10 protein-coding genes are annotated in these 11,197 nt (G+C 74.1%); 7 read left to right on the top strand and 3 right to left on the bottom strand.

Features of this window, described 5'->3' with window-relative positions; translation table 11 throughout:
• From ACFU74_RS32405 to ACFU74_RS32395, 3 genes are all read right to left on the bottom strand, one after another.
• A partial coding sequence (locus tag ACFU74_RS32405) for a hypothetical protein (protein WP_380763317.1) occupies positions 1-378 on the bottom strand: 378 nt, incomplete at its 3' end.
• Positions 379-397: 19 nt separating this feature from the next.
• Positions 398-1,351, bottom strand: a complete 954-nt coding sequence (locus ACFU74_RS32400; RefSeq protein WP_380763315.1) for an NAD-dependent epimerase/dehydratase family protein — start codon at positions 1,349-1,351, stop codon at positions 398-400.
• Positions 1,352-1,411: 60 nt separating this feature from the next.
• Positions 1,412-2,536 (bottom strand): DegT/DnrJ/EryC1/StrS family aminotransferase, encoded by a 1,125-nt coding sequence (locus tag ACFU74_RS32395; RefSeq protein WP_380763313.1) that lies wholly within the window; start codon positions 2,534-2,536, stop codon positions 1,412-1,414.
• A gap of 444 nt (positions 2,537-2,980) precedes the next feature.
• Here ACFU74_RS32395 and ACFU74_RS32390 point away from each other — a divergent pair, with 444 nt between their 5' ends.
• From ACFU74_RS32390 to ACFU74_RS32360, 7 genes are all read left to right on the top strand, one after another.
• Positions 2,981-5,221 carry an MMPL family transporter gene (locus ACFU74_RS32390; protein WP_380763311.1) on the top strand — a complete coding sequence of 747 codons (2,241 nt, stop codon included), beginning with the start codon at positions 2,981-2,983 and terminating at the stop codon, positions 5,219-5,221.
• 243 nt (positions 5,222-5,464) lie between these two features.
• Positions 5,465-6,664, top strand: a complete 1,200-nt coding sequence (locus ACFU74_RS32385) for a sensor histidine kinase (RefSeq protein ID WP_380763309.1) — start codon at positions 5,465-5,467, stop codon at positions 6,662-6,664.
• Positions 6,661-7,341: a response regulator gene (locus ACFU74_RS32380; protein ID WP_380763307.1), complete on the top strand. Its 681-nt coding sequence runs from the start codon at positions 6,661-6,663 to the stop codon at positions 7,339-7,341. The genes ACFU74_RS32385 and ACFU74_RS32380 overlap by 4 nt, the downstream gene beginning before the upstream one ends.
• Before the next feature lie 117 nt (positions 7,342-7,458).
• On the top strand, positions 7,459-8,334 hold the full coding sequence (locus tag ACFU74_RS32375) for a peptidoglycan DD-metalloendopeptidase family protein (RefSeq protein ID WP_380763305.1): 876 nt from the start codon (positions 7,459-7,461) through the stop codon (positions 8,332-8,334).
• A 117-nt stretch (positions 8,335-8,451) separates the two neighbouring features.
• Positions 8,452-9,213 (top strand): FHA domain-containing protein, encoded by a 762-nt coding sequence (locus ACFU74_RS32370; RefSeq protein WP_380763303.1) that lies wholly within the window; start codon positions 8,452-8,454, stop codon positions 9,211-9,213.
• Complete coding sequence (locus ACFU74_RS32365) at positions 9,210-10,631, top strand: serine/threonine-protein kinase (RefSeq protein ID WP_380763301.1); 1,422 nt, start codon at positions 9,210-9,212, stop codon at positions 10,629-10,631. The genes ACFU74_RS32370 and ACFU74_RS32365 overlap by 4 nt, the downstream gene beginning before the upstream one ends.
• Positions 10,632-10,735: 104 nt before the next feature.
• The coding region (locus ACFU74_RS32360; protein ID WP_380763299.1) for a peptidoglycan-binding domain-containing protein at positions 10,736-11,197 on the top strand (462 nt) is incomplete at its 3' end.

The following is an 11,197-nucleotide window of genomic DNA, read 5'->3' as shown; positions in this document are numbered from 1 at the left end:
GGGCGGGGGCCCCCCCCGCGGGGGTTGCCCCGCGGTGGGGGCGGGGCCCAACCCCCACACCCCCCCCCGCGGCCGCGCCCCCCCCCCCCCCGCCCGGAGCGCCGGCACCAGCCGCCGCCGGGCCGCCGCGTCGGCGACCAACGCGATCCGGGCGCCGGGGCGCAGCGCCGAGAAGTGGAACGCGTCGTAGAGTCCGGGCAGTCCGAGCAGCCGCCGGAACACCGCCTCGCCGGCGGTGCCGGCGCGGTGCCCGAGCAGGGCCATCGCGTCGACGGTGGCGGTGGTCCAGCCGCGGGCCTCCAGCGAGTCCGCGCAGGCGCGGGCCATCACGTCGTGGCCCTGCCCGAGCGAGCCGGAGACCAGCAGCGCGTGTGGCACGCCTCGCCCCCGTCCCGCCTCAGGCGCCCGGCCGCGGGGCGGCCTCCGCCCGGTACCAGTCCGCGTACCGCCGCACGCCCTCGGCGAAGTTGGTCCGCGGCGACCAGCCCAGCAGCCGCTTGGCCTGTGCGGCGGAGATCCGGCGCCCGGTGTAGTCGGCGGTCCGGGCCTCGATGTGCTCGATGGTGACCGGGCCGAGCAACTCGTCGACGGTGTCGGCGATGTCGCGGACGGAGACGGCGGTGGAGCCCTCCAGGGCGAAGGTCTGGTCCTCGGCGGCGGGGGAGAGGGCCCGTACGTGGGCGTCGGCGAGGTCCTCGACGTAGACGAAGTTGCGGCTCTGCCGTCCGTCGCCCGCGATGGTGATCGGCCGTCCGGTGAGCGCGGCCTGCACGAACCGGGCGACCACCAGCTCGTCGCGCATCCGCGGCCCGTAGGGGATGCCGTACCGCAGGATGGTGAAGTGCCGCCCGTAGAGCTGGCGGTAGCTGTGCACCAGCATCTCCGCCGCGAGCTTGGTGGCGACGTAGAGGTGCCCGCTGTGCTCCAGGTCGATCGGCACGTGCTCGTCCAGCTCCTGCTCCTCGCCGTCGAGCGCGTCGAGCGCTGCGTCGGCGAGCGCGGCGCCGTACACCCAGACGGTGCTGGCCAGCACGGTGCGGCTGAGGTCGTTGCGGCGGGCCGCCTCCAGCACGGCCTCCGTCCCGTCGATGTTGGCCCGCACGGCGCCGACCGGGTCGGCGGCGACGCGTTCGACGTCGGCCTGCGCGGCGAGGTGGAAGACGACCTCGCAGCCGTCCAGGGCGGTGGTGAGGGCCGGCAGGTCGAGGACGTCGATCCTGGCGTGGTCGGCGTCGGGGTTGAGGTACTTGTCGGTGGTGTCCACCGCGAGCACCTCGTGCCCGGCGGCCAGCAGCCGGTCGACGACGTGTGAGCCGATGAACCCGCATCCCCCGGTGACCGCTATCCGCACGGCTTTCTCCTCTCTTCTCTCTTCTCTCTTCCGACAGCTCTGCTTTCTCCCGGCGGCGCGTCAGCCCGCCTGACGGCGGTGGACGGCGCTCACCGCCTCGATCACCAGGTCGGTCTCGTCCTCGGTCATGTCGGAGTGCACCGGCAGGCAGATCTGCCGGGCGCAGACGTCCTCGGCGACCGGGAGCCGGTCGCGCCGGTAGGGGGCGAGCACCGGCTGGAGGTGCAGCGGGAGGTCGTAGACCTCGCCGGAGAGCCGTACGTCGTACTCCTCGGCGACCGCCCGCTTGAAGGCGGCCCGGTCCACTCCGCGCGGCAGCAGGGCGATGTACTTGTAGTAGTTGCTCCGGCAGCCGGCCGGCTCGGTGAGCGGCTCCAGCCCGTCGAGCGCGCCGAGTGCGGCGTCGTAGCGCTGGGCGACCCGGCGCCTGGTCTCCACGAACTCCTTGAGCCGGCGCAGGTGGACGGTGCCGATGGCGGCGTTCGGCTCGCTCATCCGCCAGGACGCGCCGAGCCGGACGTGGTGGTTGGTGGTGAAGGAGCCCTTGCCCTGGTCGCGGTGGATGCGGGCCTCGTCACGGAGCTCGGCGGACCCGGTGAGGATCATGCCGCCCTCGCCGCTGGTGGTGACCTTGGTGGGGTAGAAGGAGAAGGCGCCGGCCAGGCCGAAGGTGCCGGCGGCCCGCCCCCGGTGGCTGCTGCCGTGCGCGTGCGCGGCGTCCTCGACCAGCGGGATGCCCCGGGCGTCGCAGATCGCGCGCAGGGCGTCCACCTCGGGGGTGATCAGCCCGCCGATGTGGACCAGGACGACGGCTGCGGTGTCGGGGGTGAGCGCGGCCTCCAGGGTGTCGGGGCCGAGTGCCAGGGTGGCCGGGTCGACGTCGGCGATCACCGGCCGGCCGCCGGCGTGCAGCACGGCGCCGGCGGTCGCGTAGAAGGTGACGGCGGGGACGACCACGTCGCGGCCGCGGACGTCCAGGCCGCGCAGGACGATCTCCAGGGCGGCGGTGCCGCTGGCGACGGCGACCGCGTGCTCCGCGCCGTGCTCGGCGGCGAAGGCCTGCTCGAACCGCTCGGTCCAGGGGCCGAGGGTGAGCGCGCCGGTGGCGAGCATCTCGCTCACCGCCTCCGCGACGGCCGCGCGGTCGTTGTCGTCGAACACGATGCGGGCGGCGGGAACGCCCATGGGCCACCTCCGGCTGCGGGACGTGCTGCGGACGGGCTGCGGCCGCTCGGGCCGCCGGGGTCCTCAGGGACACATCATGACGAACCGGGGCGAATCGCCCGGTCCAGGCACATCACGCTACTTCGCCCGCCGGGCCCTGGCCCGTCCGCACCCCCGCCCGGGTGACCCGCGTCGGCGCTCCGGCCGCACCGGGAGTGCCCCGGCGGCACCGGGGTCGCCCCTCGGTCGCAGGTCGGAGCCCGGCACCCGGTCTCCGCCTCGGGGAGTAGGCCGTCCGCGTCCGCGCTGCTGCGTCCGCATTACCCCGAAATGCCTGCGCAGAGCCGACGCGGAGGAGACCCCCGCCGACGCAGGATGTTCATGCTCCGGGCGACCCGGCCCTGCGGCCGCAGGTACCGCCCGGCCGTCCGTTCCTGCCCGCCATCCGAAGGAGTCCGCTCTCCCGTGGCCACTTTCCTCTACCGCCTGGGCCGATGGTCCTTCCTCAGGCGCCGGCTGGTGACCCTGCTCTGGGTCGCCGTGCTGGCCGCCGTCGGGGTGCTGGCCGCCAAGGCGCCGGCCGCCCCCGACGACGGCTTCGCCATGCCCGGCACCGAGGCGCAGAAGGCCTTCGACCTCATGGACGAGCGCTTCCCCGGCGCCATGTCCGACGGTGCGTCGGCCCGGCTGGTCTTCGTCGCCCCGTCCGGCCAGAAGATCACCGCAGCCGAGAACCAGCAGACGGTCGAGAAGGCGGTCGCCGAGCTCGCCGGCAGCGAGCAGGTGGTCGGCGCGACCAGCCCGTTCAAGGCCAACGCGGTCTCCCAGGACGGCACCACCGCCTACGCGACGGTCAACTACAGCGTCAAGCCGGGCAAGGTCAGCGAGACCGCCACCGAGACGCTGAAGGACTCCGCCCAGCACGCCCGCGACGCCGGTCTGACCGTGGACATCGGCGGTACGGCGCTGATGGAGATGGGCGAGCAGGGCGGCTCCGCCGAGGCGATCGGCATGGCGATATCCGCCGTCGTGCTGGTGATCACCTTCGGCTCGCTGCTGGCCGCCGGACTCCCGCTGCTCACCGCCCTGATCGGCGTCGGCCTCGGCATCGGCCTGATCACCGCGCTCGGCAGCACCCTGGGCCTGTCCACCACCACCAGCACCCTGGCGATGATGCTCGGCCTCGCCGTCGGCATCGACTACGCGCTGTTCATCGTCTCCCGCTACCGCGCAGAGCTCCTCGACGGCCACGAGCCGAAGGAGGCCGCCGGGCGCGCCGTCGGCACCGCCGGCTCGGCCGTGGTGTTCGCCGGACTCACCGTGATCATCGCGCTGGCCGGCCTGTCCGTGGTGGGCATCCCGATCCTCGCCAAGATGGGCATGGCCGCGGCCGGCACCGTGGTGATCGCCGTCCTGGTCGCGCTCTCCCTCGTCCCCGCGCTGCTCGGCTTCCTCGGCCACAAGGCGCTGTCCCGCAAGGACCGCAAGGGCAGCAAGGGCGGACACGCCGCGGACGCGGCCCGTGCGGACCGCCCCAACGGCGGCACCCGCTGGGCGCGCTTCGTGCTGCGCCGTCCGGTCGCCGTGCTGGTCCTCGGTGTGGTCGGCCTCGGCGTCCTCGCCCTGCCGGCCCTGGACCTGCGCCTGGGCCTGCCCGGCGACGAGGCCAAGCCCACCTCCACCACCCAGCGCCGCGCCTACGACCACCTCTCCGAGGGCTTCGGTCCCGGCTTCAACGGCCCGCTGACCGTGCTGGTCGACGCCAAGGGCGCGGCCGACCCGAAGGCCGCCGCCCAGAAGGTCGGCGACACCGTGAAGGCCCTGCCCGGCGTGGTCGCCGTCACCCCCGCGGTCTTCAACCAGGCCGGGGACGCCGCGATGGTCACCGCCATGCCGGCCACCGGCCCGAGCGAGGCCGCGACCACCGACCTGGTCCACGCCATCCGCGACAAGGCCTCCGGCCTGAAGGCCGAAACCGGCGCGACGGTCCTGGTCAGCGGCGCGACGGCGATGAACATCGACGTCTCGCAGAAGCTCAACGACGCCCTGGTGCCCTACCTCGCGGTCGTCGTCGGCCTCGCGGTGCTGCTGCTCCTGATCGTCTTCCGCTCGATCCTCGTGCCGATCAAGGCCGCCCTCGGCTTCCTGCTCTCGGTGGTCGCCGCGCTCGGCGCCGTCGTCGCGGTCTTCCAGTGGGGCTGGCTCGCCGAGCTGATCGGCGTCGAGCAGACCGGCCCGGTGATGAGCATGATGCCGATCTTCATGGTCGGTGTGGTGTTCGGCCTGGCCATGGACTACGAGGTGTTCCTGGTCACCCGGATCCGGGAGGCCTTCGTGCACGGCGAGGAGCCGGGCGAGGCCGTGGTCACCGGCTTCCGGTACAACGCCCGGGTGGTCACCGCCGCCGCGCTCATCATGATCAGCGTCTTCGCCGGCTTCATCGGCATGAGCGAGCCGATGGTCAAGATGATGGGCCTCGGCCTGGCCGCCGCCGTCGCCTTCGACGCCTTCGTGGTCCGGATGGCGATCGTCCCGGCCGTGCTCGTCCTGCTCGGCCGCCGTGCCTGGTGGCTGCCGGCCAAGCTGGAGAAGATCATCCCCGACGTCGACGTCGAGGGCGCCAAGCTCCAGACCGCGGTCCCGGCCCAGGTCACCGGGGCCGGCGGCCCCGAGGCCGAGTCGCCCCGCCAGTCGGTCGGCGTCTGACCCGACCCGCCCCCTGCCGCGGTCCCCGTCCCCACGGGGCCGCGGCAGGGCCGCACCCGGCCCGTCGGCGCACCGGCGGGTCAAAATGGTACGAACCGTATCCGTACTACTGTTCAAACGGACGGTATGTACTGCATCTGCAGTATGTCCCCCACGTGCAGTACGTCCCCATCCCCTTCGCCGGATCGTCCGGGCCCGACCGAGGGGCCCGCGAGGGCAGCCCCCGGACCAGGAGAAGCGAGCATGATCGACACCTGGCTGCGCCGTACGCGCCGCCGTCACCCCCATGTGCTCGACGCACTGCTCGTGCTCGCCACGTTCGTCGTCACCGCCGGGACGACCACCGTCGACCGCCTCGGCAACCACATCGAGCCGAACCCGGCCGCGTTGTCCCTGGCCGTCGTCGCCAGCCTCGCGATACTCGGCCACCGCCGCCACCCCTGCGTGGTCTTCGCGATCACCCTCGCCTGCAGCCTGGCCCTCTGCTTCGTCGCGACCCAGCTCAACGCCGGCCTGGTCGCCCCGGTGATCGCCTCGCTCTACTTCCTCGCGGTGCGCACCGACCGCTCCACCGCGCGCGCCGCCACCGCCGTCGCCGCCGTCCTGGTCACCGGCGCCACCATCATCAACGAGCCGGACGCCTCCATCAGCGTCAAGATCGGCGTCGTCGCCTGGATCCTGCTGCCCGGTGCCTTCGGCGACTCCGTCCGCAACCGCCGCGCCCACCTCGCCGCCATCGAGGAACGCGCCGAACGGGCGGAGCGGACCCGCGAGGAGGAGGCCCGCCGCCGGGTCGCCGACGAGCGCATCCGGATCGCCCGCGACCTGCACGACGTCGTCGCCCACCACATCGCCCTCGCCAACGCCCAGGCCGGCATCGCCGTGCACCTCCTCGACCGCCACCCCGCCCAGGCCCGCGAGATGCTCAGCCACCTGACCGACGCCACCGGCTCCGCGCTGCGCGAGCTCAAGGCCACCGTCGGCCTGCTGCGCCGCGCCGACGACCCGCAGGCCCCGCTCGAACCGGCTCCCGGCCTGGACCGGCTGCCCGACCTCATCGGCGCCTTCGAACGGGCCGGCCTGCCCGTGCGCCTCACCGTCGAGGGCGAGCCGCAGCCGCTCTCCCCGGGAGTCGACCTCACCGCGTACCGGATCCTCCAGGAGTCCCTGACCAACGTCGCCAAGCACGCCGCCGGCACCGCCGCCGACGTCACCCTGGCGTTCTCCGGGAGCCGCGTCCTGCTGACCGTCACCAATGACCGCCCGGCGCCCGCCGCGACCCCCGCCGTCGCCGCCGCCGGCGGAGGCTTCGGCCTGATCGGCATGCGCGAGCGCGCCGCCGCCGTCGGCGGGCGCCTCACCGCCGACCGCCGGCCCGGCGGCGGCTTCCTGGTCTGCGCCGAACTGCCCCTGCGCACCGCCGCCCGAGAGGAACAACCGTGACCATCCGAGTACTGCTCGCCGACGACCAGGCGCTGCTGCGCGGGGCCTTCCGCGTCCTCATCGACGCCGAGGACGACATGGAGGTGGTCGGCGAGGCCGCCGACGGCCGCGAGGCCGTCGACCTGGCCAAGGCCACCCGCCCGGACGTCGTGCTGATGGACATCCGGATGCCCGGCGTCGACGGGCTCTCCGCCACCGCCGCCATCTGCGGCGACCCCGACCTCGCCGGCACCCGGGTGCTGATCCTCACCACCTTCGAGATCGACGAGTACGTGGCCCAGGCCCTGCGCGCCGGCGCCGGCGGCTTCCTCGGCAAGGACGCCGAACCGACCGAACTGCTCGCCGCCCTGCGCCGCGTCGCCGCCGGAGACCCCCTGCTGTCGGCCGCGGCCACCCGCGCCGTCATCGAGCAGCTCCTCGCCCAGCCCTCACCCGACCACGCCCCCGCCGCCCCCGAACGACTCGCCGTGCTGACCGCCCGCGAACGCGAGGTGATGGCCATGGCCGCCACCGGCCTCAGCAACGAGGAGATCGCCGCCCGGATGTTCGTCAGCCCCTTCACCATCCGCACCCACGTCCACCGCGCCATGGCCAAGCTCGACGCCCGCGACCGCGCCCAGCTGGTGGCCCTCGCCTACCAGACCGGCCTGGTCCCGGCCCCCCGCCCCACCAAGTAGCCCCCGGGCCGGCCCGCGCACCCTCGTTGTTGCGAGGTGGTACGGCCCCCGGCCGGGCCGGAGCATGGCGGTCGGCGGCGTCCGGCCGGGCGCCGCGCACCGGACGAGGGGGCAGGCATGGGAAGCCGCGTTCGCGCGTGGTGGCGGTCAGGGGTCCTGGCGGCCGTCCTGGGAGTCGTACTGACGGCGTTCGCCGCCGTCCCGGGGGCCGGGGCGGCCACCGCGCGGCCGGCGCCGCCGCCGTTCCAGATGCCGTTCCCGTGCGGGACGACCTGGGAGGTGGACACCTACGGCCAGGACCACAGCCCGGCGCTGGACATCGTGGTGGAGCACAACACCGGCTCCGACGGCCTGCCGGTGCTGGCCTCCGCCGCGGGCACGGTGTCCGCCACCTACTGGAACAACGGCTCGGGCAACACCATCCAGATCAGCCACGGCAACGGCTGGTTCACGGCCTACTACCACCTGATGGACGACCCGGCCGCCTTCGTGAAGAAGGGCGACCCGGTGCTGCCGTCCACCCGGATCGGCCGGATCGGCAACACCGGCACCGAGTGGGCGCACCTGCACTACGAGCAGCGGTACGCGGCCACCGGCGACTTCACCTACGAGAAGGACCGGGTGCCGGTGCACTTCGACGGCGTCGAGTACAGCGGCCTGAACCGGTACTGGCCGAAGGTCACCAGCCGCAACTGCGCCGGCGACCCGGCCCAGCACTGGCAGGACTGCCCGTCCGGCAACGTCTGCTTCTACTCGGGCCCCGACGGCACCGGCACGGTCTGCCGCTCGGCCGGCGACGAGTCCGCCAGTACCTGCGGGCTGCGCCGCTCGTACTTCAACAACGGCACGGAGCAGCCGGGCTACGACCACGTCCAGGTGACGTTCCGCGAGGGCGGCGGCCAGTGCCTGCACTTCGGCCCGGTGGAGGGGCGGGGCGACTTCCCGGCCGGCGGGCGCACGATCGACGCCTTCCACTGGCGCGGCGAGTGCTGAACCGACCGGGCGCCGACTCTATTCCGGACCCGAAAGGTATCCGACCGATCGTTATATGAACGATTGATTCCGCTCGCTACCCTTTCCCCGGACCGCACACGGGGGAAGGGAAGCGGTATGTACAGCATCATCGTGGTACCCGGGCCCGGAATGGAGCCGGCCGACCGGCTCCACCTGGCCCCGGGGCAGAACCTCCGGTTCGGCCGGGCCGCCGCGGGGGGCGGCGCACCCGGCCTGGGCATCCCGCACAGCGGGGTCTCCCGCACCGCGGGCGAGATCGGGGCCACCGGCACGTACTGGACGCTCAGCAACCTCAGCCGCACCTCCACTTACGTGGTGGAGAACCCGGAGGGCGCGGGCGAGCACATCAAGGTCGCGCCCGGCCGGCTGGCCGCGCCCGTCCCCTTCGAGTTCGCCCGGATCGTCCTGCCCGCCGGGTCCGAACTGCTCAGCCTCGACGTCTGGGCGCCGCGCCACGACTACGCCGACCGGGACGCGCCGGCCGGGCCGGACCCGCTCGGCGGACCGGGCGGCGAGCCCACCCTGCTGGCGTTCCCGCTCGACCGCACCAAGCGCTACTTCCTGGTGCTCGCCGCGCTCTGCGAGCCCCGGCTGCGCGGCGAGCCGCACGCCCTGCCGCCCACCGTCGACCAGGTCGTCGAACGGCTGCGGCCGCTCTGGCCGTGCGCCAACCGCGCCGCCGTCCAGTGGAACATCGACTACCTGGCCGTCAAACTGCGCCTCAAGCCGGCACCGGACACCGCGGCGTCCGGCCCGCGCCTGGTCGGCAAGAAGGACGTGCTGGCCTCCCTCGCCCTGCGCTTCGACCTGGTCCGCGAGGACGACCTCGCCCTGCTCGCCCCCGGAACCGCGCGGTGACCCTGCCGCCCGGTGCCTCCGGCGCGCTGCCCGTTCCCGAGGGCTACCGGATCGGTGCCTGGAAGGTCGACCGCCTGCTCGGCAACGGCGCCTTCGGCAGCGTGTACGCCGCCCGCCGGGCCCTGCCGAGGCTCGGCCTGCCGTCGCGTGCCGCGCTCAAGTTCCTGCCCACCGGCACCCGGACCCCGCGCCAGCTGCGCCACCTGCGCGAACTGGCCGACCGGGAGACCGAGGTGCTCAGCCGGGTCCGCGCACCACGGCTGATCCGGCTGTACGAGATCCTCGCCGTGGACGCGCCCGACCAGCCCGAACTCGACGGCGCCACCGTCCTGGTGCTGGAGGAGGCGGACTGCTCGCTGGACACCCTGCTGGCCGAGGACCGCACGCCCAGGGCCGGCCCCGCCCTGCTGGCCCAGATCTGCGAAGGACTCGCCCAACTGCACCGCGCGGGCTGGGTGCACGGCGACCTGAAGCCCGGCAACGTGCTGCTGATGCCGGACGGCACCGCGCGGCTCGCCGACTTCAACCTGGCCGCCGAACTCGACGGCACCCACGCCTACGCCCCGCCGTTCACCACCCCCGACTACACCCCGCCGGACCTGCTCTGGGCCGAGGTCGGCGAACGCGGCCGGCAGATCCGCCCGACCGCCGACATCTGGGCCTTCGGCATCCTCGCCCACCTCGTCCTCACCGGCGCCCTGCCGCTGCCCGGCGCGACCCCCGCCGCCCGCCGGGACGCCGCGGTGCGCTACGCCCGGGGCGAGGAGGAACTGCGGATCTCGCCCCGACTGCCGCTGCTGTGGCGGGACATCGTCCACGACTGCCTGGCCCGCCGCCCCGAGGACCGGGCCCTGCACAGCACCGCCTCGCTGCTGGCGCGGGTCCGGACCGCGGCGGCCGGCCGACGGCCGCGCCGCCCGCTGCTGCCGGTGCTGCGCCGCCACCGCCGTCCGCTGATCGCCGCCGCGGCGACCGGCCTGCTGGCCGGTGTGCTCGGCCTCGGCGTCGGCGGCGACCCCACCGGCTACGGGCGCTGCGAGCACGGCCAGGTGTGCTTCTTCAGCGAGACGGACGGCCACGGCGAGGTGTGCGCCTGGGTGGACGGCTACGCGGACTGGACCGTGGGCGGCCTCGCCTGCGAGTGGTCCGCCGAGCGGCGGCCCCGGTCCGTCTACAACAACGGCCAGACCTACGAGGAGGGCGCCGGCCTGGTCGACGTCCTCTACTACACCGACCCCGGCCGGCAGTGGCTCCTGGGCTGTGTCCAGGTCGGCGAGCGGCGCAACCTCGGCGAGCACGAGTGGCCGCGCTCGCACACCTGGGTACCGGACTGCACGGACGCCCCCGGGACCGGTGCTCGGATCTACGAGGTACCACGGGCAGGACTCCTGACCCACCATCGGGGCACGGGGACGTGACCGGAAGGACGGGGCGGCTTCGGCGCGTCCGCCGCGACCGGACCGAACCGGCGCCGTCCGACCGCCGCGTCCCTCATCGAAGCCGTCGAGAAGGGTTGAGAACCATGGGAACGAAGCCGAACCTGCTGACGCGCACCCTCGTCGGGGTCACCGCCCTCGCCGGAATCGCGGTGGGGAGCCTGGCGGGTGCGACCGTCGGCGCCGCGGCCCCCGTCCAGGGCCCGGGCACGTCGGTGAGCGCCAGGACCACTCTCAACGCGGTGGTCAACCTCGGCCTGAGCACCACGCAGGCCAAGTACGTCCAGTGCTACCTCAAGGCCTCCTGGGGCTACTCGGGCGGCATCGACGGCCAGTTGGGCACCGACAGCTGGAAGGCGATGCAGCGGCGGCTCGCCGAGGGTTACGGCTACAACGGCTCGATCGACGGGGTCGTCGGCTCCGGCACGGTGGCGGCCCTCCAGCGGCGGCTCGCGGACGGCTGGGGCTACAGCGGCGCGATCGACGGGGTCGCAGGACCGGGCACCCAGGCCGCGTTCAAGTCGTACGCCAACAGCCTGGCCTCCACC

It is taken from the genome of Kitasatospora sp. NPDC057500, assembly GCF_042802195.1.
In the GTDB taxonomy this organism is placed as follows: domain Bacteria; phylum Actinomycetota; class Actinomycetes; order Streptomycetales; family Streptomycetaceae; genus Kitasatospora.
This window is presented reverse-complemented; position numbering and strand designations above follow the sequence as displayed.

Excerpts from the sequence above, each read along its gene's own strand:
- ACFU74_RS32395 (WP_380763313.1), bottom strand. The coding sequence starts at position 2,536 with ATGGGCGTTCCCGCCGCCCGCATCGTGTTCGACGACAACGACCGCGCG.
- ACFU74_RS32385 (WP_380763309.1), top strand. The coding sequence starts at position 5,465 with ATGATCGACACCTGGCTGCGCCGTACGCGCCGCCGTCACCCCCATGTG.
- ACFU74_RS32375 (WP_380763305.1), top strand. The coding sequence starts at position 7,459 with ATGGGAAGCCGCGTTCGCGCGTGGTGGCGGTCAGGGGTCCTGGCGGCC.
- ACFU74_RS32370 (WP_380763303.1), top strand. The coding sequence starts at position 8,452 with ATGTACAGCATCATCGTGGTACCCGGGCCCGGAATGGAGCCGGCCGAC.